23 protein-coding genes, 1 tRNA gene and 2 pseudogenes are annotated in these 24,443 nt (G+C 64.8%); 15 read left to right on the forward strand and 11 right to left on the reverse strand.

Annotated elements, in window-relative coordinates; genetic code table 11:
* Window positions 1–2: 2 nt before the first annotated feature.
* The gene (locus FFS35_RS16905) at window positions 3–371 is read left to right on the forward strand and encodes a hypothetical protein (RefSeq protein WP_249341701.1); all 369 of its coding nucleotides are present in this window, start codon (window positions 3–5) and stop codon (window positions 369–371) included.
* Between the two features lie 56 nt (window positions 372–427).
* On the opposite strand, the gene FFS35_RS16910 is transcribed toward FFS35_RS16905, so the two are convergent.
* From FFS35_RS16910 to FFS35_RS16930, 5 genes are all read right to left on the reverse strand, one after another.
* Window positions 428–1,891, reverse strand: coding sequence for a phospholipase D-like domain-containing protein (locus FFS35_RS16910; RefSeq protein WP_137788065.1), 1,464 nt, complete (start codon window positions 1,889–1,891; stop codon window positions 428–430).
* Window positions 1,892–2,146: 255 nt separating this feature from the next.
* Window positions 2,147–2,794 (reverse strand): SOS response-associated peptidase family protein, encoded by a 648-nt coding sequence (locus tag FFS35_RS16915; RefSeq protein ID WP_137788066.1) that lies wholly within the window; start codon window positions 2,792–2,794, stop codon window positions 2,147–2,149.
* A gap of 66 nt (window positions 2,795–2,860) precedes the next feature.
* Entirely contained in the window at window positions 2,861–3,442 is a 582-nt protein-coding gene (locus tag FFS35_RS16920; RefSeq protein ID WP_137788067.1) for an alpha-ketoglutarate-dependent dioxygenase AlkB, read from the reverse strand.
* Window positions 3,442–3,681: a hypothetical protein gene (locus FFS35_RS16925; RefSeq protein WP_137788068.1), complete on the reverse strand. Its 240-nt coding sequence runs from the start codon at window positions 3,679–3,681 to the stop codon at window positions 3,442–3,444. Before FFS35_RS16925 ends, FFS35_RS16920 begins: the two co-directional genes overlap by 1 nt.
* Complete coding sequence (locus FFS35_RS16930; protein WP_249341702.1) at window positions 3,678–4,373, reverse strand: SOS response-associated peptidase family protein; 696 nt, start codon at window positions 4,371–4,373, stop codon at window positions 3,678–3,680. The genes FFS35_RS16925 and FFS35_RS16930 overlap by 4 nt, the downstream gene beginning before the upstream one ends.
* 101 nt (window positions 4,374–4,474) lie before the next feature.
* Here FFS35_RS16930 and FFS35_RS16935 point away from each other — a divergent pair, with 101 nt between their 5' ends.
* The 11 genes and pseudogenes from FFS35_RS16935 to FFS35_RS16985 all read left to right on the forward strand — a co-directional run bounded on the left by FFS35_RS16935 (window position 4,475) and on the right by FFS35_RS16985 (window position 18,139).
* Window positions 4,475–5,203, forward strand: a complete 729-nt coding sequence (locus FFS35_RS16935) for a damage-inducible mutagenesis protein (RefSeq protein ID WP_137788069.1) — start codon at window positions 4,475–4,477, stop codon at window positions 5,201–5,203.
* Window positions 5,127–6,668 (forward strand): DUF6504 family protein, encoded by a 1,542-nt coding sequence (locus tag FFS35_RS16940; RefSeq protein WP_137788070.1) that lies wholly within the window; start codon window positions 5,127–5,129, stop codon window positions 6,666–6,668. Before FFS35_RS16935 ends, FFS35_RS16940 begins: the two co-directional genes overlap by 77 nt.
* Window positions 6,665–9,997: an error-prone DNA polymerase gene (locus tag FFS35_RS16945; RefSeq protein ID WP_137788071.1), complete on the forward strand. Its 3,333-nt coding sequence runs from the start codon at window positions 6,665–6,667 to the stop codon at window positions 9,995–9,997. The genes FFS35_RS16940 and FFS35_RS16945 overlap by 4 nt, the downstream gene beginning before the upstream one ends.
* Window positions 9,998–10,865: 868 nt before the next feature.
* Window positions 10,866–13,640, forward strand: a complete 2,775-nt coding sequence (cphA, locus tag FFS35_RS16950) for a cyanophycin synthetase (protein WP_249341703.1) — start codon at window positions 10,866–10,868, stop codon at window positions 13,638–13,640.
* Window positions 13,641–13,659: 19 nt separating this feature from the next.
* Window positions 13,660–14,505, forward strand: coding sequence for an isoaspartyl peptidase/L-asparaginase family protein (locus FFS35_RS16955; RefSeq protein ID WP_249341704.1), 846 nt, complete (start codon window positions 13,660–13,662; stop codon window positions 14,503–14,505).
* Entirely contained in the window at window positions 14,498–15,292 is a 795-nt protein-coding gene (locus tag FFS35_RS16960; RefSeq protein ID WP_137788072.1) for a cyanophycinase, read from the forward strand. The genes FFS35_RS16955 and FFS35_RS16960 overlap by 8 nt, the downstream gene beginning before the upstream one ends.
* 110 nt (window positions 15,293–15,402) lie before the next feature.
* Window positions 15,403–16,121, forward strand: a pseudogene (gene gntA / locus FFS35_RS16965) (guanitoxin biosynthesis heme-dependent pre-guanitoxin N-hydroxylase GntA).
* Window positions 16,070–16,297, forward strand: a pseudogene (locus FFS35_RS16970) (DUF1989 domain-containing protein); the annotation flags it as partial. The pseudogenes gntA and FFS35_RS16970, both read left to right, overlap by 52 nt.
* Window positions 16,298–16,323: 26 nt before the next feature.
* The gene (locus FFS35_RS16975) at window positions 16,324–16,572 is read left to right on the forward strand and encodes a hypothetical protein (protein ID WP_137788074.1); all 249 of its coding nucleotides are present in this window, start codon (window positions 16,324–16,326) and stop codon (window positions 16,570–16,572) included.
* A 59-nt stretch (window positions 16,573–16,631) separates the two neighbouring features.
* A complete protein-coding gene (locus tag FFS35_RS16980; RefSeq protein ID WP_249341705.1) occupies window positions 16,632–17,228 on the forward strand; it encodes a hemerythrin domain-containing protein in 597 nt (198 codons plus the stop codon).
* A gap of 68 nt (window positions 17,229–17,296) precedes the next feature.
* Complete coding sequence (locus tag FFS35_RS16985; RefSeq protein WP_137788075.1) at window positions 17,297–18,139, forward strand: hypothetical protein; 843 nt, start codon at window positions 17,297–17,299, stop codon at window positions 18,137–18,139.
* A gap of 374 nt (window positions 18,140–18,513) precedes the next feature.
* Here the strand turns inward: FFS35_RS16985 and FFS35_RS16990 are convergent, their stop codons facing one another.
* Window positions 18,514–19,641, reverse strand: a complete 1,128-nt coding sequence (locus FFS35_RS16990; protein WP_137788076.1) for a PHB depolymerase family esterase — start codon at window positions 19,639–19,641, stop codon at window positions 18,514–18,516.
* Window positions 19,642–20,018: 377 nt separating this feature from the next.
* Between FFS35_RS16990 and FFS35_RS16995 the strand changes: the two genes are divergently transcribed.
* Window positions 20,019–20,639, forward strand: a complete 621-nt coding sequence (locus tag FFS35_RS16995) for a hypothetical protein (protein WP_137788077.1) — start codon at window positions 20,019–20,021, stop codon at window positions 20,637–20,639.
* Window positions 20,640–20,888: 249 nt separating this feature from the next.
* A complete protein-coding gene (locus FFS35_RS17000) occupies window positions 20,889–21,467 on the forward strand; it encodes a hypothetical protein (protein WP_137788078.1) in 579 nt (192 codons plus the stop codon).
* A 36-nt stretch (window positions 21,468–21,503) separates the two neighbouring features.
* Here the strand turns inward: FFS35_RS17000 and FFS35_RS17005 are convergent, their stop codons facing one another.
* Window positions 21,504–21,959 (reverse strand): helix-turn-helix transcriptional regulator, encoded by a 456-nt coding sequence (locus FFS35_RS17005; RefSeq protein WP_171007666.1) that lies wholly within the window; start codon window positions 21,957–21,959, stop codon window positions 21,504–21,506.
* Window positions 21,960–22,234: 275 nt separating this feature from the next.
* Between FFS35_RS17005 and FFS35_RS17010 the strand changes: the two genes are divergently transcribed.
* Window positions 22,235–22,702: a recombinase family protein gene (locus FFS35_RS17010; RefSeq protein WP_171007667.1), complete on the forward strand. Its 468-nt coding sequence runs from the start codon at window positions 22,235–22,237 to the stop codon at window positions 22,700–22,702.
* 7 nt (window positions 22,703–22,709) lie between these two features.
* On the opposite strand, the gene FFS35_RS20435 is transcribed toward FFS35_RS17010, so the two are convergent.
* The 4 genes from FFS35_RS20435 to FFS35_RS17030 form a co-directional block, all read right to left on the reverse strand.
* Complete coding sequence (locus FFS35_RS20435; protein WP_249341706.1) at window positions 22,710–23,042, reverse strand: hypothetical protein; 333 nt, start codon at window positions 23,040–23,042, stop codon at window positions 22,710–22,712.
* 39 nt (window positions 23,043–23,081) lie between these two features.
* On the reverse strand, window positions 23,082–23,417 hold the full coding sequence (locus FFS35_RS17020; protein ID WP_137788081.1) for a hypothetical protein: 336 nt from the start codon (window positions 23,415–23,417) through the stop codon (window positions 23,082–23,084).
* A 495-nt stretch (window positions 23,418–23,912) separates the two neighbouring features.
* Window positions 23,913–24,092 (reverse strand): hypothetical protein, encoded by a 180-nt coding sequence (locus FFS35_RS20440; protein WP_249341707.1) that lies wholly within the window; start codon window positions 24,090–24,092, stop codon window positions 23,913–23,915.
* A gap of 238 nt (window positions 24,093–24,330) precedes the next feature.
* Window positions 24,331–24,407 (reverse strand) — tRNA-Met (locus FFS35_RS17030).
* Between the last annotated feature and the right edge of the window lie 36 nt (window positions 24,408–24,443).

Here is a 24,443-nt window from a genome sequence, read left to right on the forward strand (position 1 = left end):
GCGTGACTGCGCGTCCGGTTCGACGTCCCGTAAAGGCCGCTGGCCACCCCGTGACACCGGACAAGCGATACTTCGTGGTGCGCGGTCGCCTGTGGCGATTGGCCAATCCAGGCTTGGCGGAGGAGAATCGCGCAAAGCTGGTTTCGGGCCTCATGACGGCTCGGCGAGCCGTCAGGTCAGCCAAGCGCGCAGCGGACCCCGAAGCCGAACAGGCTGCCCACGCGGAGGTAGGTCGGATGAAGGTCGCACTTGGTGAGCGGGGACCGGCGTGGTGGACAGACGGGGCGCCGGACATCAACCGGCACATGGTGAGGAACACGCCATACGCCGAGTGGTTCAAGACGCTCCAAGTCTGCGAGCACGATACGTAGGCTGGCGATCCAGTGCGCGCTGCGACGCTGAACCAAGCCGCATCGTCAGTACCGCGTCACTTTCGACGCCACAGATTGAGTCTTCGGAAAAGACCGCGTTCGTCGAGAGCCTCGAACATCTCATCGGGTCCCTCCGGATCAAGGATCTCGTTGTCCGCCAGCCAACTCTCGACGCTTGATAAGTCGGGCACTTCGTATGGGACCAGCGTCCGGCGCCGATCCTTCGCATTCCTGCGACCAGTGAAGCGCAAACTGTCGATGGCGGAGATCAGCGACCCTTTGGATGCGATCGCCTTCGCCACCCCCGCGACCGTCGTCCCCAGGTGTTCGGCAAGGAGGTCGTTGCGGATCCGTGCGATCGCTTCGGAGCAGTCGGCATTGCCCTGACGAGCGCAATCTATCGCGACGTCGCACTCCGTATCCAGCCGCATGGAGCGATTGTTCATGTTCGACGACCCCACGCGGAGGATCGACTCATCGACGATTAGGATCTTGGCATGGACGTAGATCGGGACACGGTCGCGCGTGTGCGGATGATAGATGCGCAGGCGATCGTGAACGTCCCGACGCCGAAGCGCCTGCACGAGACGGGCTCGCGCGGTGTCCATCGCGATCGGCTCCAGCCAACCCTGGGCCTGGACTGGATTGATGATGACGATCTCGGGACCATCAGGCTCATCCAGCCGCCGGGCGATTGCCTCCGCGATCCGCCGCGAAGCGAAATACTGACTCTCCGCGTATATCCAGCGCTTCGCACTCCGTATCTGGGATAGATACAGCTCTTCGATCTCCGTCACCTCGCGCTGGTCATCCATGCGCGGGGCGGTGCGCGCGATGGCAACCACCACGTTCTCGAATTGCGCCAGGAGGCCGTCGGGCCAGCAGTCCCGCTTGGTCCGTATCGCGGGCAACCTCACTCCGGTCGCGCGCTGCCAACGATCCCGCGCATGTCGTCCGAGCGCCGCGGCCACTGGCCCTTGCAAGGCGGTCGTTGCGTCGTGCCAAGGCTCGTAGGTAGAACCGTCCGCATTACGTCGCTCCGGGTCATCGTCGGCGTGGTCCCGCGTATCCCACCGGTCGCCAGTCATGTCGATGCCGCCGCAGAAGGCGAAAGAGTCATCGATCACGACGATCTTCTGATGATGGGACGCTGATGGCGGATGGTGACCGTCGAGCTTAACGTGGATCCGCGGATGCATCATCCACTTCGCGACCGTGAGGATCGTCTTGCCACGAAACAGGGTCTTTAAAGCGCCAAGGTCCCAGCGCAGGAGGTAAACCTCGAGTTCTGGGTTTCGTTCGACCAGCCAATAGATAAGGTCTCCCACCGCCGTCGGGGCGTCGTCGCCCTCGGGCGTAGCTCGGATGAGATCAATCCTGGCGTCGAAGTCCCACCCGATGAGCATGATCCTGCGCCGCGCCTTGAGCATGGCTGCCCGGGACGCACGGAAATAATTTTCGGCGTCAACGATGACACTGGCCTTATCGGCTCGAGTAGCACGCCAGTGATCACGGACCATGTAATTCCTTTACGCTGAGTTCGCCCGCCCGCACTGTCGAGTTACTCGCCCGTACGCAATTCCCGGTTCGCCTCATCAATGACGAACTCCCCGCCGCCCAATGCGCCATTTTCGGCGCAAAGAACGTCGCGACCTAGCCACGCACCGCCACCGCTCAGGTAAGGATGCCCAGGGCCATGCGTTCCAAGGGCCGGCGCCGGTCAAGCCGACTTCGGCCGCCCCGGACTCCTTCCACACCAGAGCCGCGCTCTCCGATCACAAGAGGGGTGTTGCCTCGACGGGCGGCGCCTTGCGCTTCACCCAAAGCTCGTCGGTGCGCCGCATCTCGATCAGGTCATCAGGGAAGCACCGGTTCTGGAACGCGAGCGCGTCGTCGAAGGTGCCATTGAGCCAACGATCATAGTCGTCCGCGTGTAGCAGCACGGGCATGCGGTCGTGCACAGGTCGGATGGCCTCGTTGCAGTCCGTCATGACCCCGGAATAGACAGGGCCCCACTCGTCGCTGATCCGCCACAGTCCCGCCCAGGCAAAGATCGGCTCACCTCTAACGCTGAACCATGTGCGCGTCTTCGAACCCTTGGGGCCTTCCGCCTCGGCAAACTCGGTGAGTGGGATGAGGCAGCGCCACTGGGGCTTGCGGGCGAGTCCGACCCACATCGGCTTTGCGAGGTCGGCGATGTTATTGACTGGCTTTGGCTTCGCCGTGGGTGACATTCCCTTCAACCGCAGGGGAAAGCCCCATGTCATCGACTGCAGGACCCTGACGCCATCCTGTTCGCGAACGACCATGCCCCGCGTGCCCGGGTAGACCTCGGCACCGGCGTTGGTCTGGATCGGATTCTCCACGCCGAAGTGAGCGGCGACCTCGGCTGCGCTCAGGCGCTCTGTATACAGGTTGCACATGGGCACTTCGTAGCGTCTTCGCCGCGCCCGGTCATCAGCCGGCGCGAACGAACTCAAACGGCTGCGTCAACTCGCGGCGCCCGAGTGCCTGCCACGCTTGGAGAAGGTCCTGAAGGTGATCGAGTGCCGCGGACTCTCCATTTCCGCAATGCTGTGCTCCCACACGTGCCGCGCTTCTCCCGACAAGTGATACGCCGCGCGGGGCTCGAGTGGCAGGGATGCTCGCTGCCACCTATCGCCGTCCCGCCGACGAAAACGCATTGTCGCCGGGGCGCCCAGGGACAGCCCAAGCACGTGCTCGTAGATCGGGCGGTCGCGGTGCCAGCCGATCCCAGCCCCCACGTCGTATCGAATAAGCAGGGCCTGAGTGAGGTCGGCGAGTTTAAGTCCGCTGAACGCGGCGACGGCTTCCCGAACGCCTAGCAACCACGGCGGTATCGGCCCTGCGCGGCTCACCTCACCGCTCTGGAAATCGTATTTCCAGCCGAAGCTGTGGGTCAGACGCTTCCCGGTCCATTGCTGGAATCTGAAGGGGGTCAGATTTTGCTCGTCGATCGCTGCGATAAGCGCGGCCTCCTCACCCGGCCCCACGATGTCGGACGCCGTCGCGATGCCCGGTATGACCGGCGCGTCGAAGAGATCGAGCATCAGAAGGGCAACTCGGCGATGAAAGTGACGAGTTCTCCGAACGCGTCCGGTTCGAAGCATGGTCCTTCGTCCGTGGCGACGAGCTGCGCGATGCTCGCGGCCTCGATCATCGCGCCGACGCTCGCACGCCCGCTGACACCGTGCCTGCTTCTCCACCGATCGAGTGCCTCCTGCCTGACGGCGTCAAGCGCGTTGGCGTCAGTTTTATTGGGAACGGGAATCACCGCCTCTTCCTTCAAAGCAGAGCTAGCTGTGGTTCGGTCCCGGGCGGCGCGGCGCCACTCCGCCAGGCGTCGTCGGTTCTGTCGACCTTCATGCGCTCAGCGTTGAATGGCGCCCGGTACATGAAGCGGATCACGTCCTGGATCGAACCGTGCAGCCATTGCTGGTGATCGGCGGGATCCAGCAGGACTGGCATGCGATCGTTCGTCGGCGGGATCGTCGCGTTCGCTTCCATCGTCATGCCGGCGTAGACAGGCCCGATTCCGGAAACGTTCTGGCAAAACCCGGCCCACGCGACGATCGGGCGATCTTTCACGGAGAACCACGTCCGGGTCCTCGCACCGTGTGCGCCGTCCGGGTTCGCGAAGTGGGTCACCGGGATCAGGCATCGATAGCGTGCATCGACCACGACCCGTTTCCACATTCGGTTGGTCAAGTCGGCAACCATCCCTACCCGCTGAGGTGGGTCGCCCCTGATCGCGCCTTCGAGCGATGGACGTGGAAAACCCCACGTCGCAGGTCTCAGCAACCGGCGGCCGCCGCTCTCGAACACGACAAGCCCGGGCCCTCCCTCGATCGTCTCGGCAGGTATGGTCAGACCGGAAGCCGCCTCGGCACCGAACGCCGCGGCGATTTCGGCGACGCTGCTCCGGACGGTGTGGAGCCTGGACACGATAACCCTCTCTGACGACTCGCGAACCAACTCCATAGCACAGAACATAAAAGGAACAAAGGCGTTGACAGTGGCGGGCGGCAGCCCCGAACATTAGGGGAACGAATCACCCCTCTCTCCAGAGTCTGCCCGATGCCATGCCCGATGCCGCCGTCCTCGCCGATCTCCGTGAGCGCATCACGCGGATCGAGGGCGTTAGCGTACGTCATGCGAGCCTGCCGTTCGGGATCGACGCGATCGACCGCCACCTGCCGGGCGGCGGCATCTCGACTGGCGCGCTCCACGAGGTCTGCGGCAGCGCGGAGCTGGCCGACGATGCCGCGGCGACGGTGTTCATCGCGGGGGTGCTCGCAAGAACTGAGGGGATCGTCTTCTGGTGCGTGCACTGGCGGGACCTCTTCTCGCCTGCGCTGGGACTGGCCGGCCTCCACCCGGATCGCGTGGTCTTCGTCGAGGCCGGCAGCGATACCAATGTGCTGACGGCTATGGAGGAGTGTCTCCGGCATGCCGGTCTCGGCGGAGTGGTCGGGGAGTTGCGCAAGATGACGCTTACCGCATCGCGCCGTCTACAACTCGCCGCCGAGCAGTCGGGCGTCCCGGCCTTCGCGTTCCGCCGCGGTTCGGTGCCAGCCGCGGCGACAGACGGGAGCGCAGCGACGACACGGTGGCGAGTCCGCGCGGCACCGAGCGAGGATCTTTCGATTCCGAGCCTCAGTCGGCCGAGATGGAGCCTCGCGCTCGAACGCGCCCGCGGCGGTGAGCCGCAACATTGGATCGTGGAGGGCTGCGATGCGCAGGGTAATCTCGGTATTCCTGCCGACGTGGTCCACGGATCGCGTCCGGCGGAAGGCCGGCAAGCGGCCTGAGGGCGACGAAGCCCCGCTAGTGACCGCCCATCCGGACCACGGCCGACGCGTGATCGCGGCCGTGGACGAGAATGCACGCCGCCTAGGGGTCACGGCTGGCATGACGGTGACCCGCGCCCGCTCACTGTCGCCCGAGCTCGTCGTGGTCGACGCCAGTCCAGACGACGATCTCGAAGGCCTACGTCGCCTCGCGCTGTGGGCGGGTCGTCGCTACTCGCCGATCGTCGCGCCCGACCCCCCGGACGGCATCTGGATCGACATAACCGGCTGTGCGCACCGGTACGAGGGCGAGACGCCGCTGCTTAAGGACATCCTGCGCCGCATCACCGCATCCGGAATGAGCTGTCAGGTCGCGGTGGCGGACACCGCGGGTTGCGCACATGCGGTCGCTCGATTGGTGCCGTCTGGCCGGCCGAACGTCGTGGAGGCCGGCAAGACGAGGGCAGCTATCTCGATACTGCCGGTGTCCGCACTCCGCATCGAACCGGGTGTCGCCGCAGAACTGCGGCGGATGGGCATCGAGCGGGTCGAACAGTTGATAAGTGCGCCACGCGCGCCACTAGCCAAGCGCTTCGGACGACAGTTGCATAGGCGCCTCGACCAGGCGCTCGGCCAAGCGCCGGAACCGATCGACCCGCTGTTCCCCTCCGAGATCCCCCGGGCCAGGCGCGGCCTGCTTGAGCCGATCAGCACCGCGGATGCCTTTGCGCAGGTTATCGGCGACCTTTGCGGCGACATCGTCTTGAGCCTGACCGGATCCGGTCTCGGGGCGCGGCGGCTCGACCTGTATTTCCATCGCGTCGATGGTCATCATCAGGCAATCCGCGCGGGCACCGCCACTCCGTCGCGTGACCCGAGGCATCTCGCCAAACTCCTCTGTCAACGCATCGAGACCGTGGATCCCGGAATGGGCGTGGAAGCCATGACGCTTGTCGCGCCGCTCACGCAGCCGCTGGCTCCGATCTATGCGACCACCTTGCTGAGTGGCGACCGTGCCGGGCCGGACCTCGCGGCGATCGTCGATACCCTCTCCAACCGCTTCGGCAGCCGCCAGCTTTATCGAACAGAACCGTGTGAAGGCACGATGCCCGAGCGTGAGGTCCGCCTGGTCCCGGCCTTGGCGCGGGAGTCCGGGGCGGGCTGGCAGAAAGACCTGCCGCGGCCTTCGCGCCTGATCGTGCCACCCGAGCGCGTGGAGGTGATGGCGATGCTCCCGGACCATCCCCCAGCGATGTTCATCTGGCGTGGCGCGCGGCATCGCGTCGCCCGGGCTGACGGCCCGGAACGGCTCCATGGGGAATGGTGGCGCGAGGCGGGACACGAAGCGGACACGCCCTATGCGGTACGCGACTACTTCCAGGTCGAGACGACGACCGGGGGACGGTACTGGCTGTTCCGTCTCGGCGACGGCGAGCGGGTCGCCACCGGGCCGATGAAGTGGTTCATCCACGGCGCCTTCGCGTGAGCGACGAGGACCCGCTCGGGGACGTGAGATACGTGGAGCTGCAGGTAACGACGCACTTTTCTTTCCTGCGCGGCGCTTCAAGTCCCGAGGAACTGTTCGCGGCCGCCGCACTGCTTGGGCTCCCCGCGCTCGGCATCGTCGATCGCAACACGCTCGGGGGCCTGGTCCGCGCGTGGGACGGCCAGAAGGTGACGGGCGTCCGATCCATCGTCGGTTGCCGGCTTGACCTGGTGTGCGGCACCTCGTTGCTCGTCTATCCCACCGACCGGAACGCCTACTCCCGTCTGTGCCGGCTGCTCAGCCTCGGCAAAGCGCGCGCCGGCAAGGGCGGCTGCCATCTGCACTGGTCCGACGTGGCGGAATGGTCCGAGGGCATGATCGCGATACTGGTGCCCGACCGCGCCGACGCCGCGACCGAGGATGCGCTCGCACGGCTGACGCGGACGTTCGGCAGAGGACGATCCTATCTGTCGCTTTCGATCCGTCGACGTCCGCGAGATGCCGTCCGCCTAAGGGACTTGGCATCGCTTGCCGCCGCTGCCGGCGTGCCGACGGTCGCAACCGGCGACGTGCTCTACCACTCGCCCGAACGACGCCTCCTGCAGGACGTCGTGAGTTGCATCCGAGAAAAGTGCACGGTGGACACGCTGGGCCGACGCCGCGAGCGCTTCGCGGATCGTCACCTGAAGTCCGCCGACGAGATGGAGCGACTGTTCGCGCGTTACCTCGGCGACATCTCGCCGGTCGCGCGCAGTGCCGAGATCGCGCGCCTCTGCACGTTCGATCTCGAGCATCTCACCTACACCTATCCCGACGAGATCGGCGAAAGCGGGCTCACCCCCCAGCAGGAACTCGAAAGACTGACATGGGAGAAGGCCACCACCCGATACCCCGAAGGCGTCCCGACCGCGGTCCGCGACCAGCTGGCGCACGAACTACGCCTGATCGCGGAGCTGACCTACGCCCCCTACTTCCTCACCGTCCACTCGATCGTGTCCTTCGCGCGTTCCAAGGGCATCCTGTGTCAGGGACGAGGCAGCGCCGCGAACTCGGCGGTATGCTTCGTGCTCGGCATCACCTCGATAGACCCCGTGAAATCCGAACTGCTGTTCGAACGCTTCGTGTCGCTCGAGCGGCGCGAACCGCCCGACATCGACGTCGACTTCGAGCACGAGCGGCGCGAGGAAGTGATCCAGTGGATCTACGAGACCTATGGCCGCGAGCATTCCGCCCTCACCGCGGTGGTCTCGCGCTTCCGCGCGCGCGGGGCGGTGCGAGAGGTGGGAAAGGCGCTGGGCCTCAGCGAGGACGTCGTCGGCGGCCTGGCCAGCCAGGTCTGGGGCTGGAGCCGCGAGGGCGTGGAGGCGCACCATGCAGAGGAACTCAATCTAGACGCGACCGACCGACGCCTGGCACTGACTCTCGAACTTGCTCGAACGCTCATCGACACGCCGAGACATACGTCGCAGCATCCAGGGGGCTTCGTGCTGACACTCGGGCGCCTCGACGAACTGGTGCCGATCGAGCCTGCCGCGATGCAGGATCGTCAGATCATCGAATGGGACAAGGACGACATCGACGCACTGGGTTTCATGAAGGTCGACGTGCTCGGACTTGGGATGCTGGGATGCATGCGGCGCGCGTTCGCGTTCCTCTCGGACGACAAGAACATCGAGATGGATCTCGCGTCCATCCCGCATGACGACCCCACGACGTTCGCGATGATCCAGAAGGCGGACACGCTCGGCGTCTTCCAGATCGAGAGCCGCGCGCAGATGGCGATGCTGCCGAGGATCAAGCCCGCGTGGTTCTACGACCTCGTCGTGCAGGTGGCGATCGTCCGGCCAGGACCTATCCAAGGCGACATGGTGCATCCGTACCTGCGACGTCGAGAGGGCAAGGAGAAGATCACCTACCCGACGGAGGAGTTGCGGCGCGTGCTGGAGAAGACGCTCGGCGTCCCGCTGTTCCAAGAGCAGGCCATGCGGGTGGCAATCGAATGCGCGGGCTTCACCGCGTCCGAAGCCGACCTTCTTCGCCGTGCCATGGCCACCTTCAAGCTCACGGGAGGGGTCAGCCATTTCAAGGACAAGCTGATCGACGGCATGACCGCCCGCGGGTACGAACGCGACTTCGCCGAGAAGACATTCAGCCAGATCGAGGGATTCGGCTCGTATGGCTTTCCGGAAAGCCACGCAGCTTCGTTCGCGCTGATCGCCTACGCCTCGTCCTGGATGAAGTGCCACCACCCGGACGTGTTCTGCGCGGCCCTACTCAACGCGCAGCCGATGGGGTTCTATGCGCCGGCGCAGATCGTGCGTGACGCGCGGCAGCACGACGTCGAGGTCCGGCCGATCGACGTCAACCACAGCCGCTGGGACTGTACATTGGAGCAGACAGGCCGCGGCCATCTCGCAGTCCGTCTCGGCCTTCGATATGCCCGCGACCTCAAGAATGCGGACGGCGCGGCGATCGTGCTCGCTCGCGGCGTGGAGCCGTATTCGTCGGTCGAGGAAATCCAGCGCAGGGCCAACGTCAGTGGCCGCGCTCTGGACCGCATCGGTCACGCCGGCGGCTTCGGGTCCCTCGATTTATCCCGCCGGTCCGGCCTCTGGGAGGTAAAGGGCCTGGGGCACGAGGCGCTGCCGCTGTTCGCTGCGGCTGACGAGCGCGCAGGCAAACTTCGACCGGAGGCGGTCGAACCCCAGGTGGCGCTCACGACCATGGGAGAAGGCGAAGAGGTCGTAGAGGACTACCGCGCGGTCGGTCTGTCGCTACGCGCGCATCCCCTTGCATTCCTGCGAGATGAACTCGGTTTGAGGCGCATGGTCACTTGCGCCTCGCTGCGCGATACGCGTGATGGCAGATGGGTAGACCTGGCTGGCCTAGTGCTGCTCCGGCAGAAGCCGGGGTCGGCCAAAGGCGTGATGTTCATCACGCTGGAAGACGAGACCGATGTCGCGAACCTCGTCGTCTGGCCGAACCTGTTCGAGAAGCACCGCCGCATCGTCCTAGGCGCGTCCATGATGGGTGTGCGCGGCCAGGTGCAACGCGAGGGCGACGTCATCTACGTCGTGGCGCAGCGTCTGGACGACCTCTCGCCGCTGCTCGCCACCGTCGGAAAGCGATCGGACGTGGCAAGCGTCTACCAGACCGCCCGGGCCGACGTTGTGAAGCATGGCCTCGGTCCTGACCCTCGCGATCCGGCGCAGCGGCCGCTCGGCCGCCCACCGCGCGACATCTTCATACCGGACCTCAGACTTGGCTCGGGCATCGTACCGGGGCAGCCAACCGAGGGCATCAAGGTCAAGCCACGCGACTTCCGATAATGAAAGTGCGACGTTGGAAAGCTGGCCTCAGAAGTATCGATGCCCGCTGGCCTGGAACACTCGAACACCTCGCATGCCGCCCGAACCGCGGACGTCATGGACGAGTCGCTAAGTGACCCCGGCCTCTCTCCGATCGGCGGCAGTCCTCGCGGCGTGGCCGATGTTCTCGAGGTCTAGCCGGCAACGATCCAGGTTGCAAAGCAGGCGCGTGAGCTCCGATTGGTGGACTTGCACGCGCCTTATGCGGCGCCGGTCCCTTTCCTCACATATCAAGTGTGGCTCGCCTCTCCGCGGATCCGCGCTGATGCCGGTGAGCCCGTGGACGACGAGATTGCGCTGCCGCCGAACCTGATCGATACGGCCGGAGAGGTCGACCAACGCGTTTTCGAGTTCCGGCCTTCCCCGTGACACCTCCTCCACGCGTGTCCGGAAAACCGAGTATCTGTCCGCGAAGGTGGCGTCGGGCTTTCGGTTGAGTCCCCTAGTTGCGCGTGGCATTGCCTCGTCGAGCGCAGCTTCGAGCCGGCACCAGCACAGCATCAAGCTGCCCAGGCCCTCCTTGAGGCAGCTGAACGAACGTCCCGGATCGCTACCGTCATCCATGGCCGGTGGATGCCATCGTGCGTAAGGCACGACAATACCGTACGCCAGCGCAACGGCCGGATGGCCCAGGCGGGGAGTTGGTCCGCTCGCCGCAAATTCGCCCTATACTGGGTTAGTTTTCGCCGCTCCCCCACGACGCTTCACGAGAGACCTTCCCGCGTCGTGTTTGCACCGGGGGATAGCAGTAATCTGGGTTAGTGCGAATCCGGGCATCTGCACCGGCCGTCGCCGCGTTCAACGCGCTCCACCCCGAAGAGGACGGAAATTGGAGAGCTTCTTATTAAGCGCGAGGCGCGAGGAAAGTGACCTGGACGGCACGATCTCGCATGTCTCCGGCATCACGATCGTAGAGCGGGCGATCTATCGTGGACCCAACATCCACAGTCGGCGGGCGATGGTCCGGATCAGAATCGACCTGGGGCCTCTTGAAACGCGCCCGACCGACACGCTCCCTGGATTTGCGGCGGCACTCCTGGATCTGCTTCCAGGGCTCAGGCGGCATCATTGCAGCAAGGGTCGCGCGGGCGGGCTCGTCGAGCGGATGGCCGAGGGGACCTGGCTGGGCCACGTGGCCGAGCACGTGGCCCTTGAGCTGCAGTCGCTGGCAGGTGCCGACGTGACCCGGGGCAAGACCCGCTCCGTGGCGGGCCGTCCCGGCTTCTACGACATCCTATTCGAATACCGCGACGAGCAGGCCGCCTTGCTCGCCGGCCTGCACGCGCTCCGCATCGTCAGCAACCTGCTTCCGGGCGAGTTCCGGGAGCTTCGCGGGGAGCGGGTCCTCCCCGCGACCAGCGTCCCGAACGACGCCCCGCTGGCCGCGGTCGTTGCCGAGCTCGGCTCGGCCATCCGCAAGACGAGTCTCGGACCGAGCACTCAGGCCATCGTTGACGCCGCCAAGCAGCGTGGCATCCCCGTCAGCCGCCTCGACGATCGCAGTCTCATACAACTTGGCATTGGCCGCCGCCAACGCCGCATCCGGGCGAGCGTGACGGGTCAGACGTCGCACGTCGCGGTCGAACTAGCTGGTGACAAGCAATTGACCAGGCAGTTGCTTCGCGACGCCGCCCTGCCCGCCCCACGCGGAGCGGTCACGCGTTCTCTCGACGAGGCGATCCGAGAAGCCAAGCGCCTCGCAAGCCCATGGGTAGTCAAGCCGTTGAACGCCAACCATGGGCGAGGTGTGTCCCTCAACGTGAGCGGCGAGGCTGCGCTCGCAAGGGCGTTCGAGACCGCCAGGGATCACTCGCCACGCGTGATCGTCGAGGAACAGATCGTCGGCGAAGACCACCGCTTCCTCGTGGTGGGCGGGAAGGTCGTCGCGGTGGCCCGGCGCCTGCCGGCGGCGGTACTGGGCGACGGTGCTAGCGACGTCGCAGCGCTCGTGGCCCGCGCGAACGAGGACCCCCGTAGAGGTGTCGGCCACGAGAACCTGCTCACGCGTATTGTGATCGACTCCGCCGTCGAACGCGTGCTCGAAGACCAGGGTCTTTCCAGCACATCCATTCCTGAAGCAGGCCGCTTGGTGCGGCTCCGCGAGACGGCGAACCTCTCGACCGGGGGAACCGCCGAGGATTGCACGGACGACGTGCATCCGGAAAACATCTTCGTCGCCGAGCAAGCGGCCGCGGCGATCGGCCTCGATGTCGCCGGCATCGACTTCCTGTCCCCGGATATCACGAGGCCAGTTTCGGAAACGGGCGGCGGAATCGTCGAGGTAAACGCCGCGCCGGGGTTGCGCATGCACCTCGCGCCATCCTCGGGAAGCCCCCGCGACGTCGCCGGGCCGATCGTGGACCTGCTGTTCCCACGCGCTAGCGCCAGTCGGATCCCGATCATCGCGATAACGGGCACGAACGGTAAGTCCACAACCGCCAGGATGGTGGCGCGCATCCTTCGCGAAAGGGGAATGACCGTCGGCCTTACGTCCACGACCGGCATCTACATCGGCGACCGGCTCATAAAGTCGGCCGACGCGAGCGGGCCAAAGAGCGCGCGCATGATCCTGGGCAATCCCACCGTCGACGCCGCCGTCCTCGAGACCGCGCGCGGCGGGCTTCTCCGCGAGGGTCTCGGCTTCGATCGGTGCGACGTCGGCTGCGTCCTCAACGTCACGGAGGACCATCTTGGTCTCAAGGGCATCAACAGCGTCCAGGACCTCGCGAACGTGAAGTCGGTCGTAGTGGAGGCCGTCGCGCGACGCGGATGCAGCGTCCTCAATGCCGATGACCCGCTGACTCGGCGCATGGCGCGGAGCGCCCGTGGCCGGCTCTGCTGGTTCTCCATGGCGGCGCCCACAGACGAGGTGCGCGACCATGTCGCCGCCGGCGGCCTCGCGGTGACGCGCGAGCCAGAGGCCGGTGAGGATGTCATCGTCCTCTACCGCAACAATCTGCGGGAGGTCGTCGTTCCGGTGGGCAGCATCCCCGCGACCCTCGCCGGGGCCGCCGCCTTCAACACGGAGAATGCCTTGGCGGCTACGGCCATGGCCGTCGCCCTCGGGGTCGAGACGGCCATCATCGCGGCGGCGTTGTCGAGCTTTTCGAGCAGTTATTCCGAGAGCCCGGGGCGGCTCAACATCGTGGACCGCGGAGGCGTGACCGTGATCGTGGATTACGCACACAATCCCGCCGCCGTCACGGCACTGAGCAAATTCCTCGACACCCTCCGAAAACCGGGAAGGAGATTCATCGGGGTGTACAGTGTTCCCGGCGACCGGCGGGACGAGGATCTTGTCGGCATGGGCAAACTCGCCGCCTCCATATTCGATGAACTGGTGTTCCGGGAGACGCCCGACGGTCGCGGTCGACCACGAGGCGAGATCAATGCGATGATGTCCAAGGGCGCACTGTCCGCGGGGCTCTCAGGTGATCGCATCCATAGGATCGTGGACGAAGCCGAAGCAACCGCGTTCAGCCTCAGCCTAGCGAAGCCTGGCGATGTCGTGGTGCTCAGCCCGTCGCAGGTCGATCTGGTCTGGAAGATCGTCTGTGCCTTCGAACCGGCGAAAGACGATGAACTGGTCAACGCCGATGGATGATCCCCGTTGGTCAATCGTGGTGCACGGAGGCGCGCGCACGATCACCGCCCGCGACCAAGCGGCAAACCGTGCAGGATGCCTCGCCGCGGCGCGGATCGGCGCCGAGATCCTCGCACAGGGCGGAAGCGCCCTCGACGCCGTCGAACAGGTCGTCCGCCATCTGGAGGACGACCCCACATTCAACGCCGGCAGCGGGTCCGTGCCCACGTGCGAAGGTGCGGTCGAGACGGACGCCGCGATGATGGATGGAAGTACGCTCGCGATCGGCGCGGTGGCTGCGCTGTCCGGGGTCCGCAATCCGGTTAGTGTCGCAAGACTTCTCTTGCCAGAGCAAACGGTTCTTCTTGCGGGATCCGGCGCGATTGAGTTCGCGCGTTCTCGGGGAGTCGAGGAATACGATCTGCCGGCTTCGGCAGCGGCGGACGGGGAGCACGATACGGTTGGTTGCGTCGCCATCGACCGCGAAGGCCGTATTGCCGTGGGGACGTCGACGGGCGGACTGCCGGGTCAGTTGCCTGGGCGCGTGGGCGACGCACCCATACCGGGCTGCGGCTTCTACGCGGACAACGAGGCCGGAGGCGTGGCTATCTCCGGGGACGGCGAGAGCATTCTCCGCGTGCTTCTGGCGACACGGGTGATCGACGCTTTGAAGGTGGAAGAGGCGCCGAACGCGGTATCCCGCGCGCTACGCCAGCTTTCGCGCGTCGGCGGAGAAGCGGGCATCATCGCGATCGACTGCAAGGGAAGGTTCGGCATCGACCACAACAGCGAGCACTTCGCCGTCGCACTGGCCGCCAGCTGGCTGCCCGACGGGGTCGCCGGCGTGCATCTGGACGAAGTGAAAGGATATCTGACACGTGGTTGATAGCACTGGGCCACTCATCATCATCGGCGGCCATGAGGACAAGGATGGAGATCGGACCATCCTGAAGGAGATTGCCGACCGACTTGGAAGTGGACGGCTGGTGATCGCGACCGTCGCAAGCCATGAACCGGACGGCTATTTCGACGCCTACAAGGCGGCGTTTGGCGCGCTAGGCGTCAACGACCTCGTCGAACTCTACGTGAACGAGCGAGACGAGACGCGTTCGCCCGAGACCAAAGCCATGCTCGCCGACGCGGCAGGATTGTTCTTCACGGGCGGAGACCAGCTGCGGATCTCGAGCCAGATAGGCGACACGCCCATCGAGGAGATGGTCCGTGCCATCCACCGCCGTGGCGGGTTAATCGCCGGCACGTCCGCAGGCGCCTCGGTGATGAGCGACACCATGCTTGTGCGCGGCTCAAGCGCGGAATCGCACCGCATCGGCGACCTCAACATGGCCCCTGGTCTGGGTCTGATCAAAGACGTCATCATCGACCAGCATTTCGCGGAGCGCGGCCGGATCGGGCGGCTGCTGGGCGCGGTCGCGCAAAACCCTCGCGTACTTGGGATCGGGATCGACGAGGACACGGCGATCGTCGTCGAGAACGGTCGTTTCAAGGTGATCGGCGCGGGCGCCGTATATGTCGTCGACGGCACGGACGTCTCGCATTCGAACATCGCGGAGGCTCGGCGCGACGAACCGCTCTCGATGTTCGGCGTGCGCCTCCACGTAGTCGCCGGAGGTAATTCCTTCGACCTGACAACGAGAACGCCCAGCAGCGCATAGTGTAGTCGTCTGGGCAAGGGTCCTTCAATCTGACCCGCAGAAGCCCCCGAAATCGCCCTATCTTGGATTAATTTTGGGAACGGCGCGCCGCAGCGCCGCGTAATATCGCCATGGCCGCACCCCCGACGCCGCTCTTTCGCTGGCATCACCAACACAGCTGGAAAACGAGAAAGCGCTGGCCGAATATGTGTCGGACCCGGCGTTCCCGTGCGTGGGCGCGAAGGCCGCGCTGGCACGCGGAACGCTCTCGGTCCTCGCCTGCAAGAACATCGAGAGCTCTTGGGACGACCTCCGCATACATGACGCCATTTCCCATTTCGCCACGAGCTACCAGGCCGACCCCTCTCTCTTCCGCAGCCTCGCGATCACGTTCGACGGGCCCAAGGACCTCGACGAGATCCAGTTCGAAAGGGCGCTGTGGACGCGGCTGCAATCGCTGTCCGACAAGGACGCATGGCGCGGCTACGAGTACGATGCAAAGGTGAGCAGCGATCCAGACGATCCGCACTTCTCTCTGAGTTTCGGAGGAGAGGCGTTCTTCGTCGTCGGGCTGCATCCCCACGCGAGCCGGCCCGCACGCCGCTTCCATGTTCCCACGCTGGTGTTCAACCTCCACGATCAGTTCGAGCAGCTACGCGCCGAAGGAAAATACGAGACGATGCGCGAGAAAATCCTCGTGCGGGACGAAGCGCTCGCGGGCACGCGCAACCCAATGCTCTCGCGACACGGCGAGACGAGCGAAGCGCGTCAGTACAGCGGCAGGAAGGTCGGACAGGAATGGACCTGCCCGTTCAGCGTCCGTGGGTCACCGGCGTTACGCCCGACGTAAAAGAAATCCCGCCGCGTAGCGGCGCCGCGTTCCGGCTCATGGCTGGCGACATGCTCACCGTGATCGATCCGCAAGGTGTCCAGGTAGCCGACCTGCTCGCCTTCAATGCGGATGATACCGATGAGGTAATCTCCTCCGGGCGGACGCTCGACTATGCTGAAACGATTCGGCTGACGCCTGATCTTCGCTAGGTACGGACCTTATGGAAAACCGCCCTGTAAGTCTTGGTCACCGACCGCCCAAGGTCACGCAGCTCACCCCGACCCTCGTCAAGACAATCGGCTACGGCGTCTCCACCGTCAGCGTGCTGCTGCTGGGCGTCGTTTCCTGGAACTCAGTAAAGTCAAATCCAGTTCTTCTCGCTTGCCTCCTGGGAGGCATGGCCGCGTCGGTGATTGGAATGATGCTGCGTTGGCTATCCTATCGGATCGAGAAGGCTCAGGGCGAATGATCCGATCCGGCGATGGAACTGGCGAGAACTAACCCAAGTTGGCACGAATCCGCGGAACGGTGAGACCCGACAACCTGTTATTCGACCAGAGAGACACCGTATCCCGGGAGAAACCAATGTCACTGCTGGACAAAGCGATCGCAGCCGTAACGCCACCGGAAAGCGACGAGGCACGGGCAAAGGCGCGTGCGAAGGCAGAGGCGGCAGCTAAATCCGGTGACTGGCTCTCGCAGATACTCCAACACCACCGCCAGATCGAGGCCGCATTCGCGGAACTCAAAACGACGTCGGATCCAGACGCGCGTCGGGCCGCACAAAAGAAGCTCGGGTTGATCCTGGCCGGTCACTCGATAGCCGAGGAGGCAGCGATCTACCCTGCGCTCGCCGCCGAGCATCAGGTGGGGCACGCCGAACTGGCCTATCAGGAGCAGTCGGCCGCAAAGATGGAGATGGGCCTGCTTGAGCGGCTCGATCCAATGAGTGAGGATTATCTCGACAAGCTCGGCCACATCGAAGGGGCTGTCGCCCATCACATGTACTCCGAGGAAGGCACCTGGTTCCTGAAGCTCGCTGAAGAGGCGGACGCCGCCGAACAGGCGCTCATCGCAAAGAGGTATTCCGAGGCATACGAACGCTACATGGGTGTGGAGCGCTAGGAACGGGCGCGCTAGTGCCGACGTATCGAGCATGCCCAGCTGACGAACCTCACGCGATCGGTTGCTGAATGACGATTTCCGATGAGACGCCTCCGTCGGCCGCGCGTCGGCTGAGGCGTCTGGATGAAAGACTGCGTCAGAGGTTGAGCGAGTGGGACCCCCAGTGGGAAGCACGCGCGGCCGATGCCATGGTCGACGCCAATACCCGCCGCCGACGCGCCGGCCGACGCTTCACCGATGAGGAGACATTTCAGGCGGTCGTGCGCGCGGCAATATCCGGAAACACCAAGGCCACTACCATCGAACGAATATCGTCCGAGTTGGCAGTTCCTTTTCTTCAATTCGACATGTCCGCGTTCGCCGACCGCCCACTGGCCGAGGTCGAGACCAGCGTGAACCAATGGTTTCTGGGGAGGAAGGCGGGCTCAACGGGTTTGCGGCGCACCATCCGCGGGATCCACGGCGCTGCGGCGATCCTTGCGCAATACTCGTGCGGTCGCGATGGTGCCGAAGGGTACTTCGCGGATTGCATCGCAGATTGCCTAGGCGTCGTCGAAGATGCCGCCGTAGCGCTCGGGACATCTCCGAAGTGGAAACTGCCTGGGTTCGGGGTAGCGCTCTCCGCCGAATTGCTGAAGCTGCTCGGACATGACATCTGCAAGCCGGACCGCCACGTCCTCCGCTGTGTCGGGGCATGGTGGCTGGTGGCATTCCGCAGATGGCCGGCGCGTGGCGAATTCACGCCGCCCACCGCCAGCGTCGCCGAACTACGTGCGACGATGCTGGCAGTGAGGGACCTCGCGTCCGCGGCGAATACCACGGTGAACGAAGAAAACTCAGTGATCTGGCTGGCGGGAGCGCTGTCGGGCGCCCGTCTGACGACGGCGCAGTTCGAGGAACTGACAACGTGACGAGATCCGGCCGAGCTGCTCGATTGAGCAACTCCTAGGGGCCCTCGCGCCAAGACGCGAAGACGCGTCTAAATGGTCAATCCGTTCGGCCGAAGGCGCCGCCCGCCGTCGCGCTCAGCGCTTCCGGTTCATGCTTCCGCCCCCTTCCCCAATCGCAACCACGGAGGTCCGCTATTTAGGCCCAGATCAACACCGGCACCCATCGGGCACCCCCCGGCCTTAGACCTGACCCCTATTTCACGGCACCCGCTTCGCGTTGGATAGCGGGCTGGGAGCGGTCCGACAAACCGCTGGGGCCAAGCTGCAACCGAGCGCACAGGACAATCGATGCCGTTGTATCGACCAATCCGCCGAGCCGCGGCCATGCCGCGTGGCTACTTCATCAGACCCGCAGCCCGCAAAGCGTCTTCAATGATCCTGCCGACACCCGAAGGCGAGCCGACTGCATCGAGCGGTTCTGATGCTGGGCGCGACCTTCGCTCACCTACCTGTGCGGACTGACGTAGCAGCTCCGTCGCAGCAGGCTTCCGATCGGCCGCAGCCGGCACGCCCGACGCCGCTATCTCCCAGAACTCCGCGATCCGAAGCGTCGAGGAGATGCCAACATCCAGCATATAGGGAGCGGCGTTTCCGTAACCGTCCGCGCCGGACGTCTTTAGGGGCGTGCCGTGCCCCATGCCTGGAAGGATGTACTCCTCGATGAGGTCGACGCCATCGGGCCCCTGCCAGGTGCGGCGCGGGAAATTGTCGACCTGATCAATCCTGGCTGCGCTTGCGGCCAGCCCGTGAACGCCCCGCCACTGTGCCAGGATCGCATCGGCATTCCTGACGCTGACCGTCGCGTCCGCGCCGCCGTGCCAGATGGAGATGCGCGGCCAGGGTCCGGAATGAGCCGACGCCCCGCGCAAGGCCGCGCCCAGCCTGTCTTCGTCGGGGAGCCCATGCCCGCGCATGCGGTCGAGCGCCTGGCTAACCCCCGCGGCAACACCGTGCGGAAGTCCCGCGATTATGGCTCCGCCGGCGAAGACCTCCGGATACACCGCCAACATCGTCGCCGCCATGGCTCCACCTGCCGAGAGACCAACGACGAAGATCCGTCGCTCATCCACGCCGTGCCGCTCTCGCATCGCGGCGATCATTTGACGGATCGACGCAGCCTCTCCGGATCCGCGCCGCGTATCGGCAGGCTCGAACCAGTTGAAGCACCCGTTTGCGTTGTTGCCACGCTGCTGCTCCGGATAAAGCACGGCGAACCCCGCCTTCTCGGCCAGCTGCGACCAACCTGAAGCGCGATCGTAGCCTCCGGCAGATTGCGTGCATCCATGCAGGACGACCACCAACGGCACCCCAAGCGATAAGTCGGCGGGGATATGAACAAAGGCTCGGAGCGCGCCCGGATTGCTTCCGAAGTCGGTCAAGGCATCGAGCTTGGACGGTGTGCCGACGCCAGCCAGGCCTTGCTGGTGCGCAGCGGCGGAAAGACGTGCGATCGTGTCTGACATGCGCCGCAAACTGCTTCTCCGCGCCGCTGGATGCGACGATATTCAACGGTCCAGCAGAGATTATGTTGCAGTGCACAAATCATGGTGCCCGTTCTGAGGTTCCTTACTTGCGGGCCGAAGTAGATCTGACGGGCAACGTGCATCGCGAACGATGGCCATGAAGCCTCGAGGAAAATCCTCGCCTTGCGCTGCGCTCGAGGAAAACGCCCAGCTCGAGCGATGGCCACGCCGGCCGCCGGCCGCAGCCTCCCGGCGCGGCAACGCGCTGCGCGCGATAAGCACTGCTGTGCTTTCTGAGTGCGAAGCAGGGAAGATGGGAAAAAGCGGAGGCCGGGCCCGGCCCCGCAGGCTTCGCCTAACTCGGAAGGATTTAAGAAATGATGAACGAGACAGACGAAATGCGTGAAGCGCGCCATGAGCTGGAACTGCTTTCGGCGAACGATCCGGCCGCAAGCGCGAACATGCTACGGCACGTCGCCGCCTACAACCTATTGATCGCGGGGCGCCGCGGAACGGAGTGGCTCGGCGATGAACCAGTCATCAACGCGGGCTTCCGACTCCTCGGCGGCGACGAGAACCTGTACGCCGCCGTCACGCGGCGCGCCGAACGCGAACACCTCCACATCGCGTTCGACGTCGACGACGCCTCCGGGCCTGCGATCGGGTTTGGCCTTTTCCGCGTCGAGGACGATCACGTCGTCTGCTACGGCCGTTGCCTGCTCTGGTCGCCTTCCAACGACGGGCGTGCATTGATCGTCCCGGTCGGCGAGGACAAAGCCGACGTGCAGGGCTACTTCGCGTTCCGCCGCGGCCAGCCGCTCCGAAAGGTTGGCAAGCCCCTGCCCGGGGACCTCATGGCCGGACTGCGGCGCGCGCGCTCGCGCCTGAACACCCTCCTCCAGTCGGACGATCTGACCGACCGCGGTAGCGGCGGCTTCATGACGACCTTCCGCAACGAGGGGCAGGAAGTCTTCGCCGAAATCCGGCGGGCGGCCTGACCGCCAGGGGGGGGGCGGCGTGGCCGCCCCGCAACCCTGCCGCCGCGACCGCACCGGGCAGTCGGCTCCGGAGCAAATGACGATGGGTCGTGATGTCAGCCAGGGCGCCGTCGCCATCGCGGCCAGCCGCACCGAGACCGAATTTCGTGAGACTTCTTTGCAACTCGCACGTGGGATCGTCCGAGATTACCGGCGCACGCGACCGGAGCTGCTGGCCACCTGCGCAAATTGACGAATGAGGAAACGAACATGGAAGACCCCGACGAAATCCTGGACCCACGGCTGCGCCTTCAGATGCTCACTGTCTCCGACCGGCAGGCGCGGGCGAACATGATGAGATATTCCGCGGCGCTTCGGATTATGCTGATGGGCCAAAGGGACGAAACCCCCGATCTGCGTGTGCTGATCGGGATGGGCTTCGGCATGTCGGACGCCACCGATCTGAAATATCAGATGCTGACGCGTACGGACGGTTGCGATCGCATCTACGTGAGGTTCGACGTGGACGACGCTTGCGGACCACCGGACGGACTTGGCGTGATCCGCCTAGAAGGCAACAGGGCGGTGCTTTACGGGCAGTGCCGCTTGTGGGCGCCCGCCGGAACGGGACGACCCGTGGTCATCTTCGGCCATGAGGGAAAGTACGGTCACTTCACGTATAGACCACTGAAGACGCTCACACGGGTCGATAGTCTTCCCGCAAAGGACCTGATGCCGGGCTTCCGCCGCGCCGACGCGCGCCTTGCCAAGCTCGTGAGTTCGGAAAGGCTGCTAGACATCGGCGAACCGATCATCAGCATCACGCTTGAGGACTTCGACAAGCATTGATGGCCGTAGGCCAAGCGCGCTTGCTCCACACAGGTGTTAGGGCTCTTTGCCGGTCCGCCAATAACGATCGAGCGCCTCGACGTCGTTGAACTCCAGAATCTTTGCCAGTCCCTCGCTGATCAGCGCGACTGCCCGGCCACCAGAATCGAACCTTGCAAGCTCCCGACTGGACTCCCGGCCGGATTCGAAGCGGGATAGCGTCGACACACTGACGCCTGCAGCCACCGCGCACTGGTCCAGCCTAAGACCGAGCTTGCGCCGCCGGTCGCGCAGCAGAGTCAGTTCGGGGTAATGCGCGAAAGCGTCTGTTGCCGGTTTGTCGTATTTGAACTTAGCACGGTCGATGCCGAGCACGTCGCAGACGCGTCCCAGCACGTCGGCTGTGGCCATGCGACCACCCTCCAGACGGTAGATCGTCTCCCGCGTGACACCGACCCGCTCCGCCAGACGAGCTTGCGTCATGTTCTTCCGGGCGAGCCTCGCCTTGCGCACCTCGCGCCCAATCTTCCTGCCAATTAGGGTCGTCATCGCACAAATATGAGACTTTCTTGCAGAACCTGCAACGAAAAAAAAGCCTATAGTGTCCGTGAAAACGAAGGACCGTCATCCTGCCGCCGTGGCCCGCGTGATGCAGTCGACGCCTAGCGCGTCGGTGCAGGCTGCGGAGATCGCGCTCGTGCGGCTGCTCGCCCGACAGGCGGCGGCGGAGCACGTCGCGTCGTTGCGCGTCGGCCGGCGGGAGGTCTAGCATGGCGCAAGGAGTCATAATGCCGGCACCCCGGGTCGCGATCTATTCGCGCCACAGCTGCGACAAGCAGAATCCCCAATCGATCGATGACCAAGCGGCGGCTTGCCGGACTTTGGTGGAACGGCTCGGCGGCACTGTCGTGGCTACATTCACGGACCACGATGTCAGCGGCTATCGGCGCGATCGCCCCGGCCTGATGCAACTGCTGACCGCCGTCAGTGCAAGACAGATCGATATCGTCGTGTGCGAACGTCTCGATCGGATCGCCCGCGTCGGCGAGGACATCGGATGGGTCGGCAAGAAGCTACGCTCTGACCGCGTGCGACTGATGACCTGCGACCAGGGCGAGATCAACGAGGTTAAGCTGGCGATGGAAAGCCTGCTCGGTTCCGTGTTCCTGACCGAGGCCCAATGGGAGACCTTCCGCAGAATGAACGCAGCCGCGGACCAAATCGCGTCGTTGCGTACTGGCCGGCGGGAAGTCTAGCATGGCGTCAGGAGGCATCATGCAGGCAGCCCGCGTCGCGATCTATGCGCGACACAGCACAGACAAACAGAACCCGCAGTCGAGCGACGACCAGACCGCGGCGTGCCAGTCTCTGGTCGAGCGCATCGGAGGCACCGTCGTAGCCACCTATGCGGACCCCGAGGTCAGCGGCTATCGGCGTGACCGTCCAGGCCTGATGCAATTGCTGAGCGCGGTCAGCGCAGGACAGATTGACCTCATCGTATGCGAGGGCCTGGACCGTATCGCCCGCGACGGTGAGGACATCAGTTGGATCGGCAAGAAGCTGCGCTTCGATCGCGTGCGTCTGATGACGTGCCACGAGGGCGAAATAGACGAGGTGAAGCTGGCAGTGGCCGGGCTACTCGGTTCGATGTTCCTGACCAAACTGCAAAGGCAGACCTTTCGCGGAATGAAGGCCGCCGTGCTCGCCGGGCGCCTCGCCGGCGGAAAGGCATACGGCTACCAGCGTGTGGACAGGATCGGTGCAGACGGCCTGGCGGTGAAGGGTGTGTTCGAGGTCGTCGAGAGGCAGGCCGAGGTCGTGCGGCGCATTATGCGCGATTTCGCCGCGGGACGATCGGCCATCCAGATCGCTACTTCGCTGAACGAAGACGGCATTCCGAGCCCCCGGGGCGGCGAATGGAACGCCTCCACGATCCGCGGCGACCCGAAGAAGTTCGTCGGCATACTTCATAACCCGCTCTACCGCGGCACGATCATCTGGGGCCGCCGTGAGTGGCGCCGGGATCCGGACTGCGACCGACGCGAGCGGCGCTACCGCCTGCGTGACAAAGAGGACTGGGTCACCGTGAAGGTGCCCGACATGCGCATCGTGGATGACGAACTATGCGCCGCGGTCGATGCCGAGGTGGCCAGGCGTGCAAGCCCGGGGATCGGGGCGGCGCTGGCCTCGACCAACCGGAAGCGCCATCTCCTGTCGGGCCTGATCAAGTGCGGGTGCTGCGGAGCGAACTACACGATCGTCGGAAGCGACTACTACCGGTGCGCGCGGAACCGCGAACGCGGAACTTGCGAGAACTCCCGGAGCGTACGCGTAGCTGCGGTGGAAGACGCTGCCCTGAACGCGCTGCAGTCGCGGCTTCTTACCCCCGAACTGGCGGAGGTGTTCGTAAAGGAGTTCAACCGAGAGATGACCCGGCTCTCGAGCACGCGCGACGAACGGGAACAGTCAATACAGCGAAGGCTCGCCGAACTCGACATCGAGCTCGAGAACCTGTCGAGGAATTTGCTGGCTGGGGTAGTCAGCAGCACGCTGGCCGCGTTGCTCACTCAACGCGAACAGGAGCGCGAAACCCTGCTCGCGCGGCTCGGCCCCGACCGGCTGGAAGAAGCGAAGATTCTGCCGCATCCGGCATTAGTCCGACGCTTCGAGGAGAAGATCGCGGGAATCCGCACGGCTCTGAACGAGCAGGGGCTCCGATCGGAAGCGGCCGAGATTATCCGGTCATTGATCGAAAGCGTCACCATCGAGGTCGAGGACGGCGAAACCGTGGCCGACGTAGTCGCTTCCGCCGCCAACCTCATCGACTTTGCCCAAAACGCAAAAAGCCCCCAGAGATTTCTCTCGAGGGGGCGTTCTGTGGCGGTGGTTGCGGGGACAGGATTTGAACCTGTGACCTTCAGGTTATGAGCCTGACGAGCTACCGGGCTGCTCCACCCCGCGTCACCATGTTGCGGCATTTGAGCCGCGCCTTCCGCT

The organism is Sphingomonas sp. 3P27F8 (assembly GCF_005502745.1).
Taxonomy (GTDB): Bacteria; Pseudomonadota; Alphaproteobacteria; order Sphingomonadales; family Sphingomonadaceae; genus Sphingomonas.

What these genes read in the sequence shown, in the direction of transcription:
- FFS35_RS16940 (WP_137788070.1), top strand. Translation starts at nt 5,127, where the DNA reads ATGCGCAGGGTAATCTCGGTATTCCTGCCGACGTGGTCCACGGATCGC.
- FFS35_RS16910 (WP_137788065.1), bottom strand. Translation starts at nt 1,891, where the DNA reads ATGGTCCGTGATCACTGGCGTGCTACTCGAGCCGATAAGGCCAGTGTC.
- FFS35_RS16930 (WP_249341702.1), bottom strand. Translation starts at nt 4,373, where the DNA reads ATGGAGTTGGTTCGCGAGTCGTCAGAGAGGGTTATCGTGTCCAGGCTC.
- FFS35_RS16920 (WP_137788067.1), bottom strand. Translation starts at nt 3,442, where the DNA reads ATGCTCGATCTCTTCGACGCGCCGGTCATACCGGGCATCGCGACGGCG.
- FFS35_RS16985 (WP_137788075.1), top strand. Translation starts at nt 17,297, where the DNA reads ATGACGATTTCCGATGAGACGCCTCCGTCGGCCGCGCGTCGGCTGAGG.
- FFS35_RS17000 (WP_137788078.1), top strand. Translation starts at nt 20,889, where the DNA reads ATGGAAGACCCCGACGAAATCCTGGACCCACGGCTGCGCCTTCAGATG.
- FFS35_RS20440 (WP_249341707.1), bottom strand. Translation starts at nt 24,092, where the DNA reads ATGCGGCAGAATCTTCGCTTCTTCCAGCCGGTCGGGGCCGAGCCGCGC.
- FFS35_RS16915 (WP_137788066.1), bottom strand. Translation starts at nt 2,794, where the DNA reads ATGTGCAACCTGTATACAGAGCGCCTGAGCGCAGCCGAGGTCGCCGCT.
- FFS35_RS17020 (WP_137788081.1), bottom strand. Translation starts at nt 23,417, where the DNA reads ATGAAGTATGCCGACGAACTTCTTCGGGTCGCCGCGGATCGTGGAGGC.
- FFS35_RS16935 (WP_137788069.1), top strand. Translation starts at nt 4,475, where the DNA reads ATGCCCGATGCCGCCGTCCTCGCCGATCTCCGTGAGCGCATCACGCGG.
- FFS35_RS16995 (WP_137788077.1), top strand. Translation starts at nt 20,019, where the DNA reads ATGATGAACGAGACAGACGAAATGCGTGAAGCGCGCCATGAGCTGGAA.
- FFS35_RS17010 (WP_171007667.1), top strand. Translation starts at nt 22,235, where the DNA reads ATGCCGGCACCCCGGGTCGCGATCTATTCGCGCCACAGCTGCGACAAG.
- FFS35_RS16990 (WP_137788076.1), bottom strand. Translation starts at nt 19,641, where the DNA reads ATGTCAGACACGATCGCACGTCTTTCCGCCGCTGCGCACCAGCAAGGC.
- FFS35_RS16975 (WP_137788074.1), top strand. Translation starts at nt 16,324, where the DNA reads ATGGAAAACCGCCCTGTAAGTCTTGGTCACCGACCGCCCAAGGTCACG.